Below are 23,314 nucleotides of genomic sequence, written 5' to 3'. Positions count from 1 at the left end.
GGGGAGGCCTCATTCGGGTCGGGTAAGTGACACCGGCATTCGGGTACCGATGGCTTGACGACTATAAGGTCCCCCCAAGGGGGGACAATGGCCCCCGTTGTGGTCACAGGGCCGCTACGAGGCCGCCCCCTCGAAGACCACCACCGGGACGTCGACCGCGTAGTCGACCGTCAGCCGCAGGTCGTCGCGGTCGTCGGCGGGGACCTCGAACACGTACACGCCCGTGGCCGTCGCGCCTGCCTCGACGGACGCCGGGAACGAAGAAGTCCCGGTCGAGAAGGTGTTCGCGGGGGTACGACCCGAACCGTACGCCAGGTTGACGACGACCGTCGACAGGTCGACCGCAGCACCGGAGGAGTTCACCATCTCGAGCTCGGCCCGGACGGCCGGGCCGGCGACCTCGCCGGGCAGGACGGCCTCTCCGTCGACCGCCGTGAGGCTTTTCACCCGGACCGTCACCCCGTCCACGACCGTGGGCGACCCGTCGAGGCCGACGGGTGGTGACTCGGGTGTGTCGGGTCCTGCCGCCGGCGGCGTGCTCGACGTCGGTTCGTCCGAGGCGTCGCCCCCGGTGGCATCGCCCGACGCTCCGCCCGACGGCTGGGCGGTCGAGGTCGTGGCGTCCGGCGACGGCGAGCTGTCGCCCCGACCGGTGAGCACGAGGGCCAGCACCACGGCGGCGACGACGACGACCGCGCCCACCACGACCGCGATCGTCCGACGCCGACGAGGCGTCGTGGCGGGCGTGGGCTCGGCGGGGTCACCTTCGGGGGGCATGGGGCACTCCTGGTTCGGGGCGGGGGAGGAACGCGAGGGCGAGGGCGAGCACCAGCGTCGGGAACGACGTGTAGAACGGCGCGAAGAAGACGTTCCACACGCTCTGCGCCGAGGCGTAGAGCAGCAGGCCGCTGGCCGTTCCCTCGGCCAGGCGTCGGACGACCCCGACGGCGAGCACCACGACGGCCGTGGCGACGAGCAGCAGGCCGACGATGCCGGACTGGGCCCAGAGGTCGCCGAACACCGAGTGCAGCTCGACGTGGCCGCCGAACATGAAGCGTTCGACGTAGCCGTTGTTCGGCTGGTAGCCGATGGTGTCCATGCCCTCCTTGGCGATCTGGACGTCCTGGGGCGTCGGCACCGACCCGGTGCCGAAGCCCCAGGGGTGGTGTTCCATCAGGGCGAACGTGGCCGCCAGCTCCGGCCGTCCACCGAGGATAAGCGACCCCGACTGGCGCAGCTGCTCGAGGCTGCGTGCCTGGGTCGTGACGCCGAGGTAGCCGTCGAGGATGAGCGCCTGCCCGAGCTGGTAGACCGCCACGCCGAGTCCGACCAGCCCCACCAGGACGGCCACCGCGGACGGTCGCCGGTGGGGTCGCACGATCGCGACCTGGGCGAAGACGAGCAGGGCGGCGAGCAGCAGCAGCCCGAAGGCCGAGCGGGAGTCGTTCAGCGCCGCCACGACGATGAGGGTCGCCAGGGCGCCCAGCTCCCACCGGCGTCCGAACCGCGCGGCGAGGGCGAGCAGGATCACGGTCACGGGCAGGGCGAAGCCGAACTTCCAGGGGTTGGTCGCGAAGAGCGTCGTGTCGGGGGTGAACCCGAGCGCGAGGCCGACGCCGAACCAGAGGGCCGCCCGGTGGGTCGTGAGGACGTCCCGTCCCCAGACGAACAGGCCGACGCTCAACACGGTGCCGACGAGGAAGACCGTGCCGGGGATCACCGCGCTCGGATCGGTCTCGTGGTCGGCCGCGTTGGCGACGCCCAGCCAGAGTCCGGCGACCGTCGCCAGCAGGCCGAGCGCGACGAAGGCGGTCCCGCCGCGCTGGCGTCGCAGGTGCGCCCACCACACGGGCAGCATGACGAGGGCGACCACGAACCCGACCTGCAGGCTCTGCGGCAGCGTGAAGCGCATGCCCAGCAGCACGAGGCACGCCGCCGCGAGCGCGCGCACCCAGGTGCGCGGCTCGAGCGGGGCGTCACCCGTGACCGGGTCGCCGAGCCCGGGCGGGCGCCACGAGGAGGCGCGGGCGGCTCCCCGGCGCAGGGTCGCCGAGGCGCTCGGGCCGGCTCCGGGGGGCGTCATGCGTGAACTCTAGGCGACGACGGCGGGTCGCCGGACACCCCTCACGGGTGGCACCCGGAGGGATGCCACCCGCACGGAGGGCACCCCCACGGGGGCTGACGGGCGCTTGCCAACCGCGCATAGATGTATGAGGATTCGTTCTTGTCTTCGCCGAGGTCTGGAATCGACTCGCCGCAGCACCGATCGCGCAAGCCCCCGTCCTGGGGGTACGTGCCGGATCCATCGATACTCCACCCCGACGAAAGGAGCACCGATGCTCGACGCTCACGCTCACGCTCACGCACCCCAGCTCGGCTCACCGACCCCCACCCGGACGGTCCTCAGCGCCCTCACCATGGCGGTGGCCTGTGTCGCCGCCGTCCTCGTCCCCGCGACCAGCGCCTCCGCGGCCGCCACGACCGTCGCCTCCGACGCGTCGGGCCGCACGACCTCCGGCGGCTGGGGCAAGGCCGACAAGGGCGGCACCTGGACCACCTGGTCCGGGCCGACCAAGGCCACCTTCGCCGTCGGCGGCGGCGTCTCGTCCATCACGGGGCTCGTCCCCGGTGGATCGGCGACCGCGTCGCTCACCGGCACCTCGGTGCAGGACGTCGAGGTGCGCGAGACGATCCGCCTGCCGCAGACGGCGGCCGGCTTCTACCAGGGCTGGGAGCTGCGCCGTCAGGCCGACGGCTCGGCCTACCGCGGGAGGCTCGAGCAGGGTTCGTCGGGCAAGGTCGCGCTGGCGATCACCAAGGTCGGCAAGTCCGGCGAGAAGGACCTCGGTCGCGTCGCCCTGCCGTCGGGCGTGACGAAGGGCTCGGCCGTCTCGGTCGCGTTCCGCGTCGTCGGCACCGGTTCGGTCGGCCTGCAGGGCAAGGGGTGGACCGCCGGCTCGACCGAGCCCGGCTGGCAGCTGTCGGTCTCGGACTCGTCCGCCGACCGCATCGCGAAGGCCGGCACCATCGGGCTCTGGCAGTACTCGAGCTCGTCGAACAAGACCGTCGCCACGACGACCTTCGACGACCTGACGGTGGTCCAGTCGCCCCAGGACGCCGTGCCCACCCCGGTGCCCGTCCCCGCCCCGACGCCCACCCCGGCACCGGCACCGGCACCGGCCCCCGCTCCCGAGCCGACGCCCGCGCCCGAGACCGACCCGGCTCCGTCGCGCGGCTCCGTGCCCGTCGGGTCGGCCTCCTACGCCGTCCCCGCGGGGGCGCTGTTCGTCGCCCCGGGTGGCGACGACGGTGCCGCCGGCAACCAGGCCGCGCCGTACCGCACGCTGGCCGCCGCCGTCGCGAAGGCGAAAGCCGGCGCCACGATCGTCCTGCGCGCCGGCAGCTACAACGAGAGCGTCGTGGTGCCCTTCAACAAGCCGTTGACGATCCAGGCCTACCCGAAGGAGGCCGTCTGGCTCGACGGCTCGGTGCCCGTGTCGTCGTGGCAGCGCTCGGGTTCGGGCTGGAGCACGCCGTGGTCGTCCTTCCCGTCCTCGGCGCTGCTCGGCATCGCCGACAACCCGCGCTTCCTGCAGGCGGGCTTCCCCCTCGCAGGCCGACCCGACCAGGTCTTCCTCGACGGCGTCCAGCTCACCCAGGTGACGCCGGACAAGCTCGCGCCCGGCACCTTCGCGGCCGACCCCGCCGGTGGCCGCGTGCTGATCGGCAGCGATCCCGCCGGGCACGAACTGCGCATCAGCAACAAGCAGCAGGCCATCTGGGTCCAGGCTCCGAACACGACCCTGCAGGGCTTCGGCGTCCGTCGGTACGCCACGCTCGACGCCGACCGCGGCACGGTCCGCCTCGGCAACACCGGGGCCACGGCCCGCGACCTGGTCGTCTCCGAGAACGCCATGATCGGCGTGAACCTCGAGAACAACGGTGGCACGCTGCAGCGCCTCACGGTCGAGCACAACGGCATGCTCGGCATCGGTGCCAACGCCTCCTACGACATGAAGCTGACCGACTCGGTCGTCCGTGAGAACAACTGGCAGCGCTTCAAGGAGACCCCGGTCTCCGGCGGCGTCAAGATCACGCGCTCGCGTGGCGTGACGGTCTCGAACAACGACGTCAGCCGCAACTACAGCTCGGGGCTCTGGCTCGACGAGTCCGTCTACGACTCGAAGGTCGTGGGCAACACGGTCGTCGACAACGAGTGGACCGGAATCCAGCTCGAGCTCTCGAGCAAGTCCGTCATCGCGGGCAACACCGTGACCGGCGGCAAGGCGGGCATCCAGATCATCGGCAGCGACGACGTGCGGATCTACAACAACTCGGTCGGCGGCTTCAGCCAGTTCGGCGTCAAGGTGTTGCAGGACGAGCGTCGCCAGGCCACCGCGGCCACCGGTCAGGACCGTCGCCGACCGATCCCCGACCCCACGATGAGCTGGGTGACGGGCAAGATCACCATCGCGAACAACGCCTTCGGCAAGGGCGGCTACTACCAGGTCTACGTGCTCGACTCGAAGACCAACCGTTCGGCCGACTCGATGGGCATCACGGTGACGGGCAACGCCTTCAACCAGCGGCGCACGACGGCCCAGGCCACGCTGGTCGGCTGGGGCGCGGGCGACAACAAGACGGTCACCCGGTTCGACTCGACGTCGGCGCTGGCGGGCAAGAACTCGTCCTGGCGCAACGTCGAGACCTCGTCGGTGCTCGACCTGGGCGCCATGACCGGCCTGCTCACGTCGTCGCTCGGCATCGTCTCGGCCCTGCCGTCCGACATCGCGGCACTGCTCGGCCAGCCCGGCACGGCGCGGCGCATCGGCGCGTTCTGACCGGCGTGACGGAGCCCGGCCCCGGCCGGGTTCCGTCACCCGTCAGGAGGCGCGGGTCGGCCTCCCGACACCGCCTACGATTGACCCCGTGATCCTGGCCATCGACACCTCAGCCGGCTCGTCCGTCGCCGTCGTCGACCGCGACGGCGGAGTCCTCGCCGAGCGCACGGTCGCCGACACCCGTCGGCACGCCGAGGTGATCGGCAGCCTGGTCGACGAGGCCCTGCGCGAGGCGGGCGTCGTCCCCTCCGACCTCTCGGCCGTGGTCGCCGGCCGCGGCCCCGGGCCCTTCACGGGCCTCCGCGTCGGCATCGCCGCCGCCCGCGCGTTCGCCTTCGGGGCCGGCGTGCCCTGTCTCTCGGTCGGCAGCCACGACGCGGTCGCGTTCGAGCGGCTCTCGGCCGAGGGCGGTCGGTCCGTCGCCACGGCGGGCGGGCGTCTCGACTCCCCCCTCGTCGTCGTCACCGACGCGCGGCGCCGCGAGGTGGCGTACAGCGCGTGGTCGGGTCTCGACGACGACGGCCTGCCCGTGCTCGCGGCCGGCCCCGCCCTGGTCCGGCCGGCCGACCTCGACGAGGTGACCGGCGCCTCCTCGTCCTGGCCCCGCACCGACCCCGACGCGACGACGGTCTCGGCGGCCGCCCTGGGCATGCTGGCCGAGCGGCTCTTCGAGCACGGTCGCCCGTTCGCCGACGCCGAGCCGCTCTACCTGCGCGAACCCGACGTGACCCCGTCGGCCGGCCCGAAGCCGGTGACCCGATGAGCGTCCTGCTGCGCGCGGCCACCCTCGACGACCTCGACGGCATCATGGCGATCGAGACCACGACCTTCGCCTCCGACGCGTGGTCGCGGGCGAGCATGACGCACGAGCTCACGGCACCCGGCGGCCGCTACCTGGTCGCCACGGCCGAGGGCGACGACACCACCGTCATGGGTTACGCCGGCATGCTGGCGCCGAAGGGTGCCCGTCAGGCCGACGTCCAGACCATCGCCGTGCTCGCCGAACACCGCGGGCGGGGGCTCGGCCGCGCGATGCTGACGCAGTTGCTCGGCGAGGCGCGTCAGGCCCGCGTCCACGAGGTGTTCCTCGAGGTGCGGGCCGACAACCCCGGGGCACAGCACCTCTACGAGTCGCTCGGGTTCGAACCGATCGCCGTCCGCAAGCGCTACTACCAGCCCGACGGGGTGGACGCGGTCGTCATGCGGCTCTCCGTGCCCGCCGCGGTCACCGAGACCACCCCGACCCGGGCCGAGCCGTTCGGCGACGCTCCCCTCGACCGGCAGGAGGACCTCGAGTGACCGCCGACCGTGAACCGCTCGTGCTCGGCATCGAGACCAGTTGCGACGAGACCGGCATCGGGATCGTCCGGGGGCGGACGCTGCTGGCCAACGTCATCTCGTCGTCGATGGACGAGCACGCCCGCTACGGCGGCGTCGTGCCCGAGGTCGCCGCCCGCGCGCACCTCGAGGCGATCGAGCCGGCCCTCGCCGCGGCGCTCGCCGAGGCCGGGGTCACCGTGGCCGAGCTCGACGCCATCGCCGTGACCAGCGGCCCCGGGCTCGCCGGGGCGCTCATGGTCGGCGTCGGCGCGGCGAAGGCCCTGGCGCTCGCCACCGGCACGCCCCTCTACGCCGTGAACCACCTCGTCGGGCACGTCGGTGCCGACGTGCTGCGCGAGGACGGCAGCGAGCTCGAGCTGCCGACGATCGCGCTGCTCGTCTCGGGCGGACACACCTCGCTGTTGCACGTGCGCGACCTGGTCGACGACGTCGAGCTGCTCGGCGAGACCATCGACGACGCCGCGGGCGAGGCGTTCGACAAGGTCGCCCGGCTGCTCGGCCTGCCCTACCCGGGCGGTCCGCAGATCGACCGGGTCGCCGAGGGTGGCGACCCGAAGGCCGTGAGGTTCCCACGAGGACTGACCCTGCCGAAAGACCTGGCGAAGCACCGGTACGACTTCTCGTTCTCGGGGCTGAAGACGGCCGTCGCCCGGTGGGTCGAACAGCGTCGCGGCGAAGGAGGCGCGGTGCCGGTCGCCGACGTCGCCGCCAGCTTCCGCGAGGCGGTCGCCGACGTCCTGCTGACCAAGGCCCTCGCGGCCTGTGTCGACCGGGGCGTGCCGCGCCTGCTGCTCGGCGGGGGAGTCGTGGCGAACGCCCGTGTCCGGCAGCTCGCCGCCGAGCGCTGCGCGGCCGCCGGGGTCGAGCTGCGCGTGCCGCCCCTCTCGCTCTGCACCGACAACGGCGCGATGATCGCCGCGTTGGGCGCCGAGCTCGTCTCGCGTGGCCGGGCACCGTCGCCGCTCGACTTCGGTGCCGACTCGACGCTGCCCGTGACGACGGTGCAGGCCGTCTGAGCCCGCCCCGTCGGCGGCTCGGTCGCCCGGTGCCCGTCGCCGATAGCATGCAGGGGCTCGACCGACCGCGGCCGTCACCGGCCGAACCTCAGCAGAAGGACGTCCTCCGATGACCGACCACAACTCCGGGCCCCAGGGCCAGCCCTCGTCGCAGAACCCCTACCCGGGTCAGCCGCCGGCCCACCAGGGCCAACAGCCGGCCTACCAGGGCCAGCCCTACGGTGGCCAGCCCGCCTACCAGGGCCAGAACGGCGCACGCTCCGGCCAGCGCAACACGCTGGCCCTCGTGTCGCTGATCCTCGGCATCGTCGGTTTCGTCACCGGCGGCCTCGCCGGCATCGCGGCGATCGTCACGGGCCACATCTCGCTCAGCCAGATCAAGAAGACGGGTGAGGACGGCAGGGGCATGGCCCTGACCGGCACGATCCTGGGCTACGTGTCCGTGCTGATCGGCATCCTGCTCATCGTCCTGGTCTTCGTCGGGCTGGGGATCGTCGCGAGCGACCCCGCCCTCTACGACGGCAGCTACAACTCGTAGTCCGACGCAGCGTCGGGTGGCGGCTTCCCAGGGGCTGCTCATCGGCGTCGTCGCTAGCATGAAAGGGTCCGCGCCGACGGTGCGGACCCTTTCGTGATCCTCGGTCGCGACCGGCACGACCCTGACCGGACCGACCCTGACCGGACCGACCGATGACACGACCGACCCACCGCTCGCGAAAGGCAGCTCATGGCCACCGACGACACCACCCCCGAGAAGCCCTCCTCGACGCCGAGCGCGCCCTCGGCGTCCACCCCGCCCACGGCGACGGGTGCCCCGCCCGTGAGCCAGACCGAGGGCGCCCGGGGCCCGGCCGCCTCGTCGCCGCCCCTGCCGCCCACCGCCTTCCCCGGGGCGCCGTCGCAGCCGCCCGCCTCGTCGACCCACGGCGGAGCCGGCGTGCCGCCCACGGGCTCGGCACCGTACGGTGCGCCGCAGGGTGCTCCCGCCCACCCGCAGCCCGAACGGTCCCGCCCGGGGCAGGTCCCGCCCGGTGCCCCTCAGCCGCCCCGGCCGCCGCACGCCCCATCGGGCGCCCACGCGCCGGCCGGGTACGGGCAGCAGACCGGCCAGGGTCAGCAGCAGGGCTACGGCCAGCAGCCGCAGTACGGCCAGCAGCCGCAGTACGGCCAGCAGCCGCACGGCCAGCAGCCTCAGGGTCAGCCGCCGTACGGCCAGCAGCCGTATGGCCAGCAGCCTCAGGGTCAGCCGCAGTACGGCCAGCAGTCGTACGGCCAGCCGCAGTACGGTCGGCAGCCTCAGGGCCAGCCGCAGTACGGCCAGCAGCCTCAGGTTCAGCAGTCGTACGGTCAAGCGCCGTACGGCCAGCAACCCTACGGCTCGCCCTATCCGCCCTACGCCTCGGCCGGTGCGGCCCAGCCCCCGCGTCTGCTCAGCCTCCTGTCGATGATCGGCTCGATCGCGGGCCTCGTGCTGGCCCCGTTCACCTTCGGACTCTCGATCGTCCTCTCGATCGCCGGCGTCGTCCTGGGCCACCTCGGCACGTCACGCGAGCGTCACGCCCGCGGCTTCTGGCTGACCGGCCTCATCGTCGGCTACGCCGGCGTGGCCCTGATCGTCCTGGGCTGGGTCCTCTTCGGCCTCTGGATCGCTGGCTTCTCGTCGGGCTCGGGCTACTACGGCGGTTACTGACCCCCGACCCCCGCGCCGAGGCGTCCGGCGGCGCGTCAGGCCAGGCGTTCGCAGAGCAGCGCGGTGTGGCGGCCGGCGACGCGGGTCAGCACGAGCGTCGCCGACCCGGTGCCCTGCAGCGACAGGCGCTTGCGGAACGTCGCGGGGTCGACGTCGACCCCGCGCTTCTTGATCTCGAGTCGGCCGATGCCGCGGGCCCGCAGCTCGCGCTTGAGCGTCCGCTCGTCGAGCGGGAAGGCCTCGACGACCCGGAAGCCCTGGGCGAAGGGGGTCTCGACCCGCGCCTCCGTGGTCAACCAGGCGATGTCGCGACTGATCGTGCGGGCGTCGATCGACCGGGCGAGGTCGCCGATCAGGCGTGCCCTGATGACGGCACCGTCGGGCTCGTAGAGGTACTCGCCGAGGTCGCCGGGGTCCACGTCGTCGGAGTCGGCAGGCGCCGTCAGCTCGGACGCACCGGAGGCGCCGATCACGAGGGCGGACCGGCCCACCCCCGGCCGCGCCAGCGGTCCGAACCACACCCCCACCTCGACCACGTCGCGGTCGACCGAGATCCACTGGCACTCGGCGTCGGTCGGCAGCAGTTCGCGGTCGACGCCCGGTCCGAGCTTGACGCCCGTGGGCAGCCGCTCGGCGAGACCGAACGCGACGTCCAGGCCGGGGGACCAGTCGGCGGGGTCGGCGAGGCGCTTCGTCGCGGAGTGGCCGGACGTCCGCCTGGCCGGATCGAGGAACACGCCCTCGACCCCGCCGAGGTCGGTCGTCGCGGCGTCGCCGTGCTCGACCCGCGACGACGACCACGGTGCGAGGTTGTACGAGGCGACCGCGGCGGTGACCTCGTCGCGGTCGACCGCGAGCACGTCGAGGTCGAGCGCGGCGAAGGCGATCGCGTCGCCGCCGATGCCGCACCCGAGGTCGGCCACGCTGCCGAGGCCGGCGGCGGCGTAGCGGCCGGCGTGCCGGGCGGCCACCGGGAGGCGCGTGGCCTGCTCGAGGCCGGCCTCGGTGAAGAGCATGCGGCTCGCGAACTCACCGAACTTGGCGGCGGCCTTGCCCCGGAGCCTCGCCTGGGTCAGCACCGCGGACACCAGGGCGGGCGGGTGCCCCTGCTTGCGGAGCGCGGCCACGGTGCCGACGACGTCGTCGCCGGTGCCACCGCCCGCCGGCAGCGAGTCGAGCAGCCGCAGCCCCTCGGGTGAGAGGACTTCGAGCAGCTCGGAGGAATCCATGTCGTCCAGTGTGACGCACGCGACCCGACCCGTTGGCACTCGGATTGACCGAGTGCCAGTCTCGTCCTACAGTTGTTCTGGCACTCGCCCCCGGCAAGTGCCAGCCCCCATGTTTTCGTAGCACCGAGAAAGAAGAGGTCACCCGTGTCGGTCAGCATCAAGCCGCTCGAAGATCGCATCGTCATTCGTCAGGTCGAAGCCGAGCAGACCACTGCTTCGGGCCTCGTGATCCCCGACACCGCCAAGGAGAAGCCCCAAGAGGGCGAAGTGGTGGCGGTGGGCCCGGGCCGCATCGACGACAACGGCAACCGCGTGCCGCTCGACGTCGCCGTCGGCGACAAGGTCATCTACAGCAAGTACGGCGGAACCGAGGTGAAGTACGGCGGCGAAGACCTGCTCGTGCTCTCGGCTCGCGACGTCCTGGCGGTCATCGTCCGCTAGTTCCCGGCGCGGCTCCGGCCGTCGCCCGCGACCACCGGTCGCCGCCCCGAAGGCCCCTGCCCAGGCAGGGGCCTTCGTCGTGTCCGCGGCCTCCCGGCGGACGATCGACCGTCCCCGGGCATGATCGTCCGTCGATCGATCCACCGTGGCAGGACCTCGCGTTCCGTGCAGTGGGTGCAGCCACCTAGAGTCACCAGGTGACCTCGACCCGCGCCTCCTCGTCCCCCGCCGCCCCGACCCCGGGGCTCGGCGTCGCCGGAGCCGGCGGTGCGGGGCTCGCCTACGCCCTGGGGGCCTACGGGCTCTGGGGCGTGCTGCCGGTGTACTTCCTGCTGCTGGCACCGGCCGGCCCGTTCGAGATCGTGGCCTGGCGCGTGCTCTTCTCGCTCGTCTTCTGCGCGGTGCTGCTCGTCGTCACGGGCGCCCTGCGCTCGTTCGGCGCGCTGCTGCGCCAGCCCCGCGTGGTGGGCACCATGGGGTTGGCCGGCGCGTTCATCGTCGTCAACTGGACGGTCTTCATCTCGGCGACCCTCAGCGGTCACGTGGTCGAGGCCGCCCTCGGGTACTTCATCAACCCCATCGTGACGGTGCTGCTCGGCGTGGTCGTGCTGCGCGAACGCCTGCGCACGACCCAGTGGGTGGCCGTCGGGCTGAGCGCCGTGGCCGTCCTCGTGATCGCGGTCGGCGCGGGGCGGCCACCGGTCATCTCGCTCGTGCTCGCGTTCTCGTTCGGGCTCTACGGGCTGGTCAAGAAGCAGGTCGGCGGTCGCGTCGACGCGGTCGGCGGGCTCACGCTCGAGACCCTGTGGATCGCCCCCTTCGCGGCCGCGACCCTGATCGTCCTGCACGTGACGGGCCTGGGCGGCGGCGTCGTGCTCGGCACGGTGGGCGTCGGGCACACGATCGCCACGGTGGGCACCGGCGTCATCACCGCCGTGCCCCTGCTGCTGTTCGCCGCGGCGACCCGTCGGCTGCCCCTGACCACCGTCGGCCTGACGCAGTACGTCGCGCCCGTGCTGCAGTTCGTCGTGGGCGTCGTCGTGCTCGGCGAGCACATGTCGCTCACGCGCTGGGTCGGCTTCGCGATCGTCTGGGTCGCCTCGATCGTGCTGACGGTCGACATGGTGCGCACCGGGCGGCGGTCGCGCCGTCCGGCCGCCGTAGCCCCCGCGGTCTAGAAGCGACCTTCCCTCGCAAAGTCACGAATGGCTAACGAAACGTCACTTTGACGCCGAGAACACACGCCAGAAACATTCGACCCCTAGTTTCGGACCAATCGCGGCAGGTTCGACCGCCACCGGTCGGGCTGCACTGCCGCTGTCCACGAAAGGGTTCCACGGATGATCCGATCCAGCACCGCCCTCCGAGCACTGGCACTCGCCGGCGCAGCCTCCGTGCTGCTCGCTGCCTGTTCGACGGCCTCCCCCTCCGACGACGCCTCGTCGTCGGCGTCCTCGTCGGCCAAGACCGACCCGGCCGCGAGCTGCGAGGCCGGCACGCCGAGCACCGATCCGTTCGCGATCGGCACGATGCTGCCCCTGACCGGCACCCTCGCCTACCTCGGCCCGCCCGCCATCGCCGGTGCGAACCAGGCCATCAGCGACATCAACGCCGCCGGTGGCGTCCTCGACCAGCCGGCCGAGATCTCGACCAGCACCGACTCGGGTGACAGCAACGACATGACCGTGTCGAGCAACGCGGCGACGCAGCTGATCGACGCCAAGGTGCCCGTCGTGCTCGGTGCCGAGTCGTCGAGCGTCACGCTCAACGTGGTCGACCAGCTCACCAGCAACTGCATCGTCGAGATCTCGCCCGCCAACACGGCGAGCTCGCTGAGCGGCTACTCGTCGTACTACTACCGCACCGCTCCGCCGGACTCGGTGCAGGGTTCGGCCCTCGGCCAGCAGATCACCGCCGACGGCAACGCCAACGTCGCCTTCCTCGTCTTCAACGACACCTACGGCACCGGCCTCCGCGACTCGACGCAGGAGTCGATCGAGAGCTCGGGCGGCACCGTCGTCTACGGCGGAACCGGTGAGGGCCAGGAGTTCCCCCCCGGTCAGACCACCTTCTCGTCCGAGGTCTCGGCAGCCATCGCCGCCGACCCCGACGCCATCGTGATCCTCGCCTTCGACGAGACCAAGTCGATCGTCCCCGAGCTGGTCGCCCAGGGCTGGGACATGAGCAAGGTCTACATGTCCGACGGCAACACGGCGGACTACAGCGCCGACTTCGAGCCCGGCACGTTGGAAGGCGCCAAGGGCACGATCCCCGGTGCCGACGCGAGCGCCGACTTCAAGGCCAAGCTCGCCGCCGGGTACCAGCAGAGCGAGGGACAGGCTCTGGCCGACTACTCGTACGCTGCCGAGTCGTACGACGCCGTCATCCTGACCGCTCTCGCGGCCCAGGCCGGTGGCGGCACCGACGCCGGGACGATCCAGGCCAACATGGCCGCGGTCTCCGGCGCGAACGGCGGCACCGAGTGCACCACCTTCGCGGACTGCAAGACCGCGCTCGACGCCGGTGACGACATCCACTACACCGGCCCCTCGGGCATCGGACCGTTCAACGACGACAACGACCCGTCGTCCGCCTCGATCGGCGTCTACCAGTTCGACGCCGACAACAAGCCCGTCTACCAGACCGGCATCGAGGGTTCGGTCGGCTAGTCCCACCACCCGCACCATCCGAGGGCCCGGCACGAGACATCGTGCCGGGCCCTTCGGCGTGCCCCGCACCGCGTCGCCGGTGCGTCGCCGCTTTCGCACCGCGTCTCGTGCACAGCACCGCGTCGCCGGTGCGCCGCCGTCTTCGCACCGTGTGTCGTGCACGGCACCGCGTCGCCGATGCGTCGCCGCCTTCGCACCCCGTCTCGTGCACGGCACCGCGTCGAGACCGGGTGCGGTGCACGAAACGCGGTGCGCCAGGCTCGGGCGCCCCGGCGCGGCGTCTCGAGGCCGGGAGGCGCGGCGGGCGACCCCAGGACGGTCGCGACGTCCGCGTCCCCGGTGCCGCGCCTCCTCGTCCCGGGACGGCCCGCCGGTGCGTCCCCGCCTTCGCACCGTGTGTCGTGCACGGCACCGCGTCGAGACCGGGTGCGGTGCACGACACGCGGTGCGCAGCCTCGGCGCCCGCCGGGCGCACGCACGAGGCCCCGACCACGCCGGGGCGTGATCGGGGCCTCAGGGCGGCACAGGGGGCGTCAGGCGCCCTCGACGTCCTTCGCCAGGGTGCCGAGGTAGAGCTCGATGACCTTGGGGTCGTCCGCCAGCTCGCGGCCGGTGCCCGAGTAGGCGTTGCGGCCCTGGTCGAGGACGTAGCCGCGGTCGCAGATCTGCAGGCAGCGACGCGCGTTCTGCTCGACCATGATGACCGAGACGCCGGCCTTGTTGATGCGGCGGGTGCGGATGAACGTCTCGTCCTGGCGCACGGGCGACAGGCCGGCGGACGGCTCGTCGAGCAGCAGCACCTTGGGGTCCATCATCAGTGCCCTGGCCATGGCGACCGACTGGCGCTCGCCGCCCGAGAGCGACCCGGCGCGCTGGCCGCGACGGTCCGCGAGCACGGGGAAGAGGTCGTAGATGACCTCGAGGCGCTCGGCGAACTTCTTCGGCCGCAGGAACATGCCCATCTGCAGGTTCTCCTCGATGGTCAGCGAGGGGAACACGTTGTTGGTCTGCGGCACGAAGCCGACGCCCGCCTCGACCAGCTTGTTGGCCTTGAGGTTGGTGATGTCGGCGCCGCCGAGCGTGACCGAGCCCGAGTGGATCCTGACCTGCCCGAAGAGCGCCTTGAGCAGCGTCGACTTGCCGGCGCCGTTCGGGCCGATGATGCCGATCAGCTCGCCGGGGTAGCAGACCAGGTCGCACCCGTTGAGGATGTTCACGCCCGGCAGGTAGCCCGCGACGAGGTCGGTCGCGTTCATGACCGGCTCGACGCCGGCGAACTTCTCGGTGCCCGGGTGCTTGGGGGCCGTGGTGGCGCCCGCGCCGTCCTGTGCGGTGCTCATCGCTTGTCTCCGCTCTGCCGTCCGTCGGACAGCTGGTCGTCGGCCGCGTTCGTGGCCTGCGGGGTCGAGGGGTCGGGGTGGCCGGGCAGGTCGCGTCCCACGACGCCGCCCGCGGACGAGGAGGCGCTGGTCGCCTCGGCCGCGCGGGCCGCGTCCTCGCGCGCCACCTCTTCTTCGAGCTGTTCGAGCGTGGCGTCGTCGAGCAGCGAGTCGTCGCCCAGGTCGGTGTCGTGGTGGGCGCCGAGGTAGGCGTCGATGACGGCTTGGTCGTCCATCACGGTGTCGGCCGGACCCTCGGCCACGATGCGGCCCTCGGCCATGACGATCACCCAGTCCGAGATGTGGCGGACCATGTGCATGTCGTGCTCGACGAAGAGCACCGTGGTGCCGTCGTCGCGCAGGCTCTGGATGTGCCCGAGCAGCGACTGGGTCAGGGCCGGGTTCACGCCGGCCATCGGCTCGTCGAGCATGATCATGGCCGGGTCGCTCATCAACGCGCGGGCCATCTCGAGCAGCTTGCGCTGGCCGCCCGACAGGCTGCCGGCGAAGTCGTCTTTCTTCTCGAACAGCTTGAACCGCCTGAGCAGCTCCTCGGCCTTGAGCTCGATCTCTCGCTCACGCTTGCGCCAGAGGGGCGCGACGATCGCGACGAAGAAGTTCTCGCCGGGCTGGTCCTTCGCGCCGAGCAGCATGTTCTGCATGACGGTCAGGCGCGACAGCGCCTTGGTGAGCTGGAAGGTGCGCACCATGCCCGAGCGGGCGACCTTGGCGGCGCCGACGTTGCCCATGGCCTTGCCCTCGAAGACCCACTTCGCGACGCCCGCGCCGCTGCGCTTGAACGCGGTGGGGGCCGACGAGGCCTTGTCGAAGCCGGTCAGCAGGTTGAAGAACGTCGTCTTCCCGGCTCCGTTCGGGCCGATGAGCGCCGTGATGGCACCGCGCTGCACCTCGACGTGTCCGACGTCGACGGCGGTCATGCCGCCGAAGCGACGCACGACGTTGTCGACCGTCAGGATGGGATCCGGCTTCGCCGAGCCCGGGGTCTTCTCGACGGTGGCGAGCTTCGAGCGCAGCACCGTGCGGTCGTAGTCGTAGCCCTCGCGTCGGGGCCGGGTGCTGCCGCTGGCGGTGGTGCTCGTGGTGGTGCTCGAGGTGTCAGACACTGAACGCCAACTCCTTCTTCTTTCCGAGGATGCCCTGTGGCCTGAAGATGATCAGCAGCATGAGGGCGATGCCGACGAGGACGTACGAGAACTGCTCGGCCTGCTGGCCGTTCATGATGCTCGACGGGATGAAGTCGCCGGCGAGGGTGCGCACCAGCAGGCGGGTCACGAAGAACAGGATCGCTCCGAGCACCGGGCCGAAGACCGTCGCGGCGCCTCCCAGCAGCAGGGCCGTCCAGATGAAGAAGGTCATCGAGCGCCCCATGCTGTCCGGCTGCACCGAGCTGGGCAGCACGTAGATGATGCCGGCGAGCGATCCCATCAGGGCGCCGAGCACGAGTGCCTGCATCTTGTACGAGTAGACGTTCTTGCCGAGGCTGCGGACGGCGTCCTCGTCCTCGCGGATGCCCTTGAGCACGCGGCCCCACGGGCTGCGGCTGAGCAGGAACACCAGCAGGCAGAGCAGGGCGACGATGCTCCAGCCGACGATGCGGATCCACCAGCCGCTCACGCCGTTGTTGTCGTACGTGAACCAGAGGATGGTGGTCTGGCCGTCGGGCAGCGGCGAGAGGGCGGTGAACGCCTCGCGGTACGAGGCGCCCGGGATGCCGTTCGAGCCGCCGGTCGTGTCGGTCAAGATGCTCGACCGGCCGACGTACCGGATGATCTCGGCCGAACAGATGGTCACGATCGCCAGGTAGTCGCCCCGCAGCTTGAGGGTCGGCACGCCGAGGATCAGGGCGAAGACGAGCGAGCAGACCAGGGCGATGATCACCGCGAGCCCGAGCGGCAGCCCGTTGCTGATCGAGATGGCGAAGCCGTAGGCGCCGAGCAGCAGGAAGGCCGCCTGGCCCATGTTGATCAGGCCGGTGAAGCCGAAGTGGATGTTCAGGCCGATCGCCGCGATGGCGAAGGCGGCCGTCGTGGGCGCGAGGGCCTCGGCGCTCAGCGCCCGCAGGAGTTCGATGAAGTACATGGTCGTTGCCCCTTAGCCCACTCGTTCTTTTCGACCGAAGATGCCCTGTGGCCTGAACACGAGGATCAGGATCAGGATCAGCAGGGCCGTCGCGTACTTGAAGTCGCCGGGCAGCCAGATGTTGGTCAGCTCGACGACGATGCCGATGATCAGCGAGCCGACGAGGGCTCCGAAGGCGGTGCCGAGCCCGCCCAGCGTGACGGCCGCGAAGATCAGCAGCAGGATCTGCAGGCCGGTCATCCAGTTGACGCCGTTCAGCACCAGGCCGAGCATGACGCCCGACAGGCCCGCGAGGCCCGCCGCCAGCGTCCAGACCAGGCGGATGATGCGGTCGACGTCGATGCCCGAGGCCGCGGCCAGGGCCGGGTTGTCCGAGACCGCGCGGGTGGCGCGTCCGGTGCGGGTCTTCAGCAGGAACAGCCCGGTGCCGACGAGCACGACGACCGAGATGGCCATGGCGACGTACGACTGCACGGTCAGCGTGATCCCGAGGAAGGTCACGGTCGACGGGTTGTCGCGGTCGATCCGGACGGTGCCGGCGCCGTAGAAGTACTGGAACGCGTACTGCAGGGCGATCGAGAGGCCGATGGTGACGATCATGAGCTGCGTCAGGCTGAGCCGTCGCTTGCGCAGCGGCTTCCAGATCGCGAGGTCCTGCAGGTAGCCGGTCGCGGCGCAGATCACCGTGCTGAGCACCGCGGCGAGGATCAGCGGCACCCCGATCGAGGTGAACGAGTAGGCCAGCAGACCACCGAGGGTCACCTGCTCTCCGTGCGAGAAGCTGCTGAGGCCGGTCGTGCCGTAGATGAGCGAGAGGCCGATCGCGGCGAGGGCGAGCAGCAGGCCCAGTCGGATGCCCGAGGCGAACTGCTGGGCGAAGCGGTCCCAGTTGAAGGCCGAGGCGGTGGCGTCGCCGGTGACGGCGCCCTCCTCGGCGGTCAGGGCGAACAGTGCGCTCGCCGAGGCCCCCAGGTTGACGTTGACCGTGCGCTCGGCGTTGTCCGCGTTGACGAGGAACTGCCCGTCCGGCAGCGACTCGGTGTCGACCGTGACGCTGTAGGGGCCCGCCTCGGTGACCGCGATGCTCCAGCGGCCGGTGTCGTCGGTGGTGCCGGTCTCCTCGAAGTCGGACGCACCGGTGGCCACGACGTCGACGCCGACGGCGGGTTCGCCCTCGCTGTCGCGGATGGTGCCCTGGATGCAGCCGGTCGTGGGGCTCGTGGCGCAGGCGGCCTGGGCGGCCTGCGCCGACGTGGGGGCGACGGTCGCGGCGGCGAACGTGGCCATGAGCCCGAGCAGCACGGCGGAGGCCGTCACGATCAGGGACTGCCGCAGCCGGGGCCGCGACGCGATGGTCGTCGAGAGTCTCACAAAACCTCCTGGTGGGAAGCGCCCCGTCGAGATTCGGGCGGTCTCGTTCTGCTCCCGGGGCGTCGTCGTCGCTGACAGTAACTCCGCCGTGTGTCGAGCATGTTTCAGGTGCAAGACGGAGTGGAGTCGGTACAGAATCCCCCATGACGAGCGAGAATCACGAATCTTCCGTGTGTCGGATCGGTAACGGTGCACGATCGCCGCGTGCGCCGGGGGTCGCACCGCGCCTCCTCGCCGTCCCTCAGCGTGCCGGCGACAGGAATGCAGGAGGCGCGGGCTGGGTTAATATCGACTACCGGACTCGACGGCGACCCGGTGCCAACCCACCCACCCTCATCTCGCTCCTTCGAAGGGGACTCATGGACCAGCCGGACCCGTTCGGATTCATCGGACTCACCTACGACGACGTCATGCTGCTGCCGGGCCGCACCGACGTCATCCCCAGCGAGACCGACACCTCGTCGCAGCTCACCAAGCGCATCCGGGTCGCGGTGCCGCTGCTCTCGGCCGCGATGGACACCGTCACCGAGTCGCGCATGGCCATCGCCATGGCGCGTCAGGGCGGCATCGGCATCATCCACCGCAACCTCTCGATCGCCGACCAGGCGGCGCACGTCGACAAGGTCAAGCGCAGCGAGTCCGGCATGATCACGAACCCCGTCACGACGACGCCCGACGCCACGGTGGCCGAGGTCGACGCGTTGTGCGGGCAGTTCCGCGTCTCGGGCCTGCCGGTCGTCGAGGGCGACGGCACCCTCGTCGGCATCATCACCAACCGCGACATGCGCTTCGTGTCGCCGTTCGAGATGGCGACCACGCTCGTCCGCGACGTCATGACGGCGGCGCCGCTGATCACCGCACCCGAGGGCGTAGACCCCGACTCGGCGATCGCCATCTTCGCCCAGCACAAGATCGAGAAGCTGCCCCTGGTCGACGAGGCCGGCCACCTGCGCGGCCTCATCACCGTCAAGGACTTCGACAAGAGCGAGAAGTACCCCGACGCCACCAAGGACGACGAGGGTCGCCTGCGGGTCGGCGCCGCGATCGGCTTCTTCGGCGACGCGTGGGAGCGCGCCTGCGCCCTCCGCGACGCCGGCGTCGACGTGCTCGTGGTCGACACCGCCAACGGCGAGAGCTCGGGCGAGCTCGACATGATCCGTCGCATCAAGGCCGACCCGAGCTTCGAGCACGTCGACGTCATCGGCGGCAACGTCGCCACCCGCAGCGGTGCGCAGGCTCTGGTCGACGCCGGTGCCGACGCCATCAAGGTCGGCGTGGGCCCGGGCTCGATCTGCACCACCCGCGTGGTCGCCGGCGTGGGCGTGCCCCAGGTGACCGCCGTCTACGAGGCGTCGTTGGCCGCCCGCGAGGCGGGCGTGCCGGTCATCGCCGACGGCGGGTTGCAGTACTCGGGCGACATCGCGAAGGCCCTCGTGGCCGGCGCCGACACCGTCATGCTCGGCTCGCTGCTCGCGGGCTGCGACGAGAGCCCGGGCGACCTGGTGTTCGTGAACGGCAAGCAGTTCAAGAACTACCGCGGCATGGGGTCGCTCGGCGCGATGCAGACCCGCGGCAAGAACACCTCGTACTCGAAGGACCGCTACTTCCAGGCCGACGTGCCGAGCGACGACAAGCTCATCCCCGAGGGCGTCGAGGGCCAGGTGCCCTACCGCGGTGCCCTGAACAACGTGGTGTACCAGCTCAGCGGCGGCCTCCGTCAGTCGATGTTCTACGTCGGCGGCCGCACCGTGGCCGAGCTCAAGGCGAACGGCAAGTTCGTCCGCATCACCGCGGCCGGCCTGAAGGAGAGCCACCCGCACGACCTGCAGATGGTCGTCGAGGCCCCGAACTACCGTCGCTAGACGCACCGGGCCGGGGGCGCGTCCCCCGGCTCCGGTAGGGTGGCACGGTGACTGAGGTAGAGATCGGCGTCTCCAAGCGAGCCCGCCGCGCGTACGCGTTCGACGACATCGCCATCGTTCCGAGCCGGCGCACCCGCGACCCCCGAGACGTCTCGGTCGGTTGGTCGATCGACGCGTTCCAGTTCGAGTCGCCGGTCATCGCCGCGCCGATGGACTCCGTCGTCAGCCCCGCCACGGCCATCCGCATCGGTCAGCTCGGCGGTCTCGGCGTCCTCGACCTCGAGGGCGTGTGGACACGGTACGACGACCCCGAAGAGGTCCTCGCCGAGATCCGCGACCTGCCCGAGCGCGACTCGGTCGCCCGCATGCAAGAGATCTACAGCGAACCGATCAAGCCCGAGCTCGTGCGCGACCGCCTCGCCGAGATCCGTGCGGCCGGCGTGACCGTCGCCGGTGCCCTCAGCCCCCAGCGCACCCAAGACCTGTACCAGACGGTCGTCGACGCCGGCGTCGACCTCTTCGTCATCCGCGGCACGACGGTCAGCGCCGAGCACGTCTCGAAGAACAGCGAGCCGCTGAACCTCAAGAAGTTCATCTACGAACTCGACGTCCCGGTCATCGTCGGCGGGGCCTCGACCTACACCGCCGCGCTGCACCTCATGCGCACGGGCGCGGCGGGCGTCCTCGTCGGGTTCGGGGGCGGCGCCGCCAGCACGACCCGCGCCTCCCTGGGCATCCACGCTCCCATGGCGAGCGCCGTGGCCGACGTCGCCGGCGCACGCCGCGACTACCTCGACGAGTCGGGCGGCCGCTACGTGCACGTCATCGCCGACGGGGGCCTCGGCACCTCGGGCGACCTGGTCAAGGCCATCGCCTGCGGTGCGGACGCCGTCATGCTCGGCGCCGCCCTGGCCCGGGCCGACGACGTGCCCGGCGGCGGCTACCACTGGGGCGCCGAGGCGCACCACCCCGAGCTGCCCCGGGGCCGCCGCATGCACGTCGGCACCATCGGCTCGCTCGAGAAGATCCTCTACGGCCCGGCCACGACGGTCGACGGCACGTCGAACATCATGGGCGCCCTGCGGCGCTCGATGGCGACCACCGGCTACAGCGACCTGAAGGAGTTCCAGCGGGTCGAGGTGGTTGTGGCCCCCTACCAGCCTCACTAGCGTTTGATGGGGTGATCCGGTCGAGAGACCGGGCCGACCGAATCCAACGATGGAGGCTCGCATGGCCAAGTCCGCGTCCGTTTCGCTCTCCTCGAAGCTCGGCCCCGACGAACGGGCCGCAGCCGTCGAGGCGCTGAAGACGAAGGAGCTCGACATCCTCGTCATCGGCGGTGGCATCGTCGGGGCGGGGTCCGCGCTCGACGCCGTGACGCGGGGGCTGAGCGTCGGCATCGTCGAGGCCCGCGACTGGGGCTCCGGCACGTCGAGCCGGTCGTCGAAGCTCGTCCACGGCGGCATCCGCTACCTCGAGCAGCTGAACTTCCGGCTCGTGCGCGAGGCCCTGATCGAACGCGGCCTGCTGCTGCAGCGACTCGCGCCGCACCTGGTGAAGCCCGTGCGGTTCCTCTACCCGCTGAGCAAGCCGGTCTACGAGCGCTTCTACATCGGCGCCGGCATGGCGCTCTACGACATCTTCAGCTGGACCGGCGGCCGCCCGCCCGGCGTGCCCCACCACCGCCACCTGAGCAAGTCGCAGGTGCTGCGCGCGATCCCGAGCCTGTCGAAGGACGCCGTCGTGGGCGGCCTGACCTACTACGACGCCCAGGTCGACGACGCCCGCTACGTGTCGTCGCTGGTGCGCACGGCGTCGAGCTACGGGGCCCACGCCGCGAGCCGCATCCGCGTCGAGGGCTTCGTCAAGGTGGGCGAGCGCGTCGTCGGCGTGAAGGCCCACGACTACCAGACCGGCGAGCACTTCGAGATCCGGGCGAAGCAGGTCGTCAACGCGACCGGCGTCTGGACCGACGACACCCAGGCCATGGTCGGCGAGCGGGGCCAGTTCAAGGTGCGGGCGTCGAAGGGCGTGCACCTCGTCGTGCCGCGCGACCGCATCCACTCCGACATGGGCATGATCTTCCGCACCGAGAAGAGCGTCCTGTTCGTCATCCCGTGGGGTCGCCACTGGCTGGTCGGCACGACCGACACCGACTGGGACCTCGACAAGGCGCACCCCGCGGCGACCGCGGCCGACATCGACTACATCCTCGAGCACGTGAACAAGGTCATGGCGGTGCCCCTCACGCGGGCCGACGTCGAGGGCGTCTACGCCGGACTCCGGCCGCTGCTCGCCGGCGAGAGCGACCAGACGTCGAAACTGTCCCGTGAGCACATCGTGGCGCACACCGTGCCGGGCCTCGTCGTCGTGGCCGGCGGCAAGTGGACGACCTACCGGGTCATGGCCGAGGACGCCATCGACGAGGCCGTCGCGGCCCTCGACGGCCGGACCCCCGAGAGCACCACGATGGAGATCCCGCTGCTCGGCGCCGAGGGCTACCACGCGGCGTGGAACAAGCGCGGCAAGATCGCCAAGGCGTTCGGCGTGCACAAGGTGCGCATCGAGCACCTGCTGAACCGCTACGGCACGCTGACCGACGAGGTGCTCGACCTCATCCGCGACGACCCCTCGCTCGCCGAGCCGCTGCCCGGGGCCGACGACTACATCCGCGCCGAGGTCGTCTACGCCGCCAGCCACGAGAGCGCCCTGCACCTCGAGGACGTCCTCGCCCGGCGCACCCGCATCTCGATCGAGGCCTGGGACCGCGGCGAGTCCGCCGCCCCGGTCGCCGCCAAGCTCATGGCCGACGTGCTCGGCTGGAGCGACGACGAGGCCGAGGCCGAGGTCGCGAACTACCTCAAGCGGGTCGCGGCCGAGCGGGCCAGCCAGCTCGAGCCCGACGACGAGTCGGCCGACCGCGTGCGCCTCGAGGCGCCCGACATCACCTTCGGCTTCGACGAGGACGACATGGTCGTCGCGGGGGCCGACCAGGGAGGCGCGCCCAAGCCGGGCGAGAAGGTCACCGAACCCGCGGGCACGCCGGGCGACGACACGTCGGCGAGCAGCCCGGGCGGTCGCCAGGGCTGATCCCCGGTCGCTCACGCGACCACCCGCAGGAGGCGGGGGGGGGGGGGGGGCCGCCCCCCCCCCCCCCCGCCGCCCCCCCCCCCGCCCCGGGGGCCCCCCGGGGGGGGGCGGGGGGGGGGCCCCCCCCCCGGGCCCCGGGGGGGGCGGCCCCCCCCCCGGCGCCCCCGGGGGGGGGGGCCCCCCCCGGGGGGGCCCAGCCTCGGCGCCCGCCGGGCGCACGCACGAGGCCCCGACCACGCCGGGGCGTGATCGGGGCCTCAGGGCGGCACAGGGGGCGTCAGGCGC

19 protein-coding genes are annotated in these 23,314 nt (G+C 71.7%); 12 read left to right on the top strand and 7 right to left on the bottom strand.

Annotated features, from left to right (window positions below):
* Positions 1–114: 114 nt before the first annotated feature.
* Together ABID81_RS11160 and ABID81_RS11155 are read right to left on the bottom strand one after the other, a co-directional pair.
* Positions 115–777, bottom strand: a complete 663-nt coding sequence (locus ABID81_RS11160; protein ID WP_354594881.1) for a DUF4352 domain-containing protein — start codon at positions 775–777, stop codon at positions 115–117.
* Positions 761–2,083, bottom strand: coding sequence for an O-antigen ligase family protein (locus ABID81_RS11155; RefSeq protein ID WP_354594880.1), 1,323 nt, complete (start codon positions 2,081–2,083; stop codon positions 761–763). Before ABID81_RS11155 ends, ABID81_RS11160 begins: the two co-directional genes overlap by 17 nt.
* Before the next feature lie 253 nt (positions 2,084–2,336).
* Here ABID81_RS11155 and ABID81_RS11150 point away from each other — a divergent pair, with 253 nt between their 5' ends.
* The 6 genes from ABID81_RS11150 (at position 2,337) to ABID81_RS11125 (ending at position 8,888) form a co-directional block, all read left to right on the top strand.
* Positions 2,337–4,841, top strand: coding sequence for a right-handed parallel beta-helix repeat-containing protein (locus ABID81_RS11150; RefSeq protein WP_354594879.1), 2,505 nt, complete (start codon positions 2,337–2,339; stop codon positions 4,839–4,841).
* 88 nt (positions 4,842–4,929) lie between these two features.
* Positions 4,930–5,604 (top strand): tRNA (adenosine(37)-N6)-threonylcarbamoyltransferase complex dimerization subunit type 1 TsaB, encoded by a 675-nt coding sequence (tsaB, locus tag ABID81_RS11145; protein ID WP_354594878.1) that lies wholly within the window; start codon positions 4,930–4,932, stop codon positions 5,602–5,604.
* A complete protein-coding gene (rimI, locus tag ABID81_RS11140) occupies positions 5,601–6,140 on the top strand; it encodes a ribosomal protein S18-alanine N-acetyltransferase (protein WP_354594877.1) in 540 nt (179 codons plus the stop codon). The genes tsaB and rimI overlap by 4 nt, the downstream gene beginning before the upstream one ends.
* Positions 6,137–7,198, top strand: a complete 1,062-nt coding sequence (gene tsaD / locus ABID81_RS11135) for a tRNA (adenosine(37)-N6)-threonylcarbamoyltransferase complex transferase subunit TsaD (RefSeq protein WP_354594876.1) — start codon at positions 6,137–6,139, stop codon at positions 7,196–7,198. Before rimI ends, tsaD begins: the two co-directional genes overlap by 4 nt.
* Before the next feature lie 109 nt (positions 7,199–7,307).
* Positions 7,308–7,736 (top strand): DUF4190 domain-containing protein, encoded by a 429-nt coding sequence (locus tag ABID81_RS11130; RefSeq protein WP_354594875.1) that lies wholly within the window; start codon positions 7,308–7,310, stop codon positions 7,734–7,736.
* Between the two features lie 189 nt (positions 7,737–7,925).
* Positions 7,926–8,888 carry a DUF4190 domain-containing protein gene (locus ABID81_RS11125; protein WP_354594874.1) on the top strand — a complete coding sequence of 321 codons (963 nt, stop codon included), beginning with the start codon at positions 7,926–7,928 and terminating at the stop codon, positions 8,886–8,888.
* Positions 8,889–8,923: 35 nt separating this feature from the next.
* On the opposite strand, the gene ABID81_RS11120 is transcribed toward ABID81_RS11125, so the two are convergent.
* Positions 8,924–10,117 (bottom strand): class I SAM-dependent methyltransferase, encoded by a 1,194-nt coding sequence (locus ABID81_RS11120; protein WP_354594873.1) that lies wholly within the window; start codon positions 10,115–10,117, stop codon positions 8,924–8,926.
* 144 nt (positions 10,118–10,261) lie between these two features.
* Between ABID81_RS11120 and groES the strand changes: the two genes are divergently transcribed.
* The 3 genes from groES (at position 10,262) to ABID81_RS11105 (ending at position 13,227) form a co-directional block, all read left to right on the top strand.
* On the top strand, positions 10,262–10,558 hold the full coding sequence (groES, locus tag ABID81_RS11115; RefSeq protein WP_123519617.1) for a co-chaperone GroES: 297 nt from the start codon (positions 10,262–10,264) through the stop codon (positions 10,556–10,558).
* Between the two features lie 197 nt (positions 10,559–10,755).
* On the top strand, positions 10,756–11,736 hold the full coding sequence (rarD, locus tag ABID81_RS11110) for an EamA family transporter RarD (protein WP_354594872.1): 981 nt from the start codon (positions 10,756–10,758) through the stop codon (positions 11,734–11,736).
* Positions 11,737–11,898: 162 nt separating this feature from the next.
* Positions 11,899–13,227 (top strand): ABC transporter substrate-binding protein, encoded by a 1,329-nt coding sequence (locus ABID81_RS11105; RefSeq protein WP_354594871.1) that lies wholly within the window; start codon positions 11,899–11,901, stop codon positions 13,225–13,227.
* A 533-nt stretch (positions 13,228–13,760) separates the two neighbouring features.
* Here the strand turns inward: ABID81_RS11105 and ABID81_RS11100 are convergent.
* From ABID81_RS11100 to ABID81_RS11085, 4 genes are all read right to left on the bottom strand, one after another.
* A complete protein-coding gene (locus ABID81_RS11100; protein ID WP_354594964.1) occupies positions 13,761–14,483 on the bottom strand; it encodes an ABC transporter ATP-binding protein in 723 nt (240 codons plus the stop codon).
* 80 nt (positions 14,484–14,563) lie between these two features.
* Complete coding sequence (locus tag ABID81_RS11095) at positions 14,564–15,643, bottom strand: ABC transporter ATP-binding protein (protein ID WP_354594963.1); 1,080 nt, start codon at positions 15,641–15,643, stop codon at positions 14,564–14,566.
* Between the two features lie 79 nt (positions 15,644–15,722).
* Complete coding sequence (locus ABID81_RS11090; RefSeq protein WP_056259640.1) at positions 15,723–16,706, bottom strand: branched-chain amino acid ABC transporter permease; 984 nt, start codon at positions 16,704–16,706, stop codon at positions 15,723–15,725.
* Between the two features lie 12 nt (positions 16,707–16,718).
* On the bottom strand, positions 16,719–18,077 hold the full coding sequence (locus ABID81_RS11085; protein ID WP_354594870.1) for a branched-chain amino acid ABC transporter permease: 1,359 nt from the start codon (positions 18,075–18,077) through the stop codon (positions 16,719–16,721).
* Positions 18,078–18,436: 359 nt separating this feature from the next.
* Between ABID81_RS11085 and guaB the strand changes: the two genes are divergently transcribed.
* The 3 genes from guaB (at position 18,437) to ABID81_RS11070 (ending at position 23,029) form a co-directional block, all read left to right on the top strand.
* On the top strand, positions 18,437–19,939 hold the full coding sequence (gene guaB / locus ABID81_RS11080; RefSeq protein WP_354594869.1) for an IMP dehydrogenase: 1,503 nt from the start codon (positions 18,437–18,439) through the stop codon (positions 19,937–19,939).
* Positions 19,940–19,986: 47 nt separating this feature from the next.
* A complete protein-coding gene (locus ABID81_RS11075; RefSeq protein WP_354594868.1) occupies positions 19,987–21,108 on the top strand; it encodes a GuaB3 family IMP dehydrogenase-related protein in 1,122 nt (373 codons plus the stop codon).
* A gap of 61 nt (positions 21,109–21,169) precedes the next feature.
* The gene (locus ABID81_RS11070; protein ID WP_354594867.1) at positions 21,170–23,029 is read left to right on the top strand and encodes a glycerol-3-phosphate dehydrogenase/oxidase; all 1,860 of its coding nucleotides are present in this window, start codon (positions 21,170–21,172) and stop codon (positions 23,027–23,029) included.
* Positions 23,030–23,314 lie beyond the last annotated feature (285 nt).

Origin of the sequence: Frigoribacterium sp. PvP054 (assembly GCF_040547465.1) — a bacterium.
In the GTDB taxonomy this organism is placed as follows: Bacteria; Actinomycetota; Actinomycetes; order Actinomycetales; family Microbacteriaceae; genus Frigoribacterium.
The sequence above is the reverse complement of the archived record's forward strand: the minus strand, read 5'-3'. Positions and strand labels throughout refer to the sequence as shown.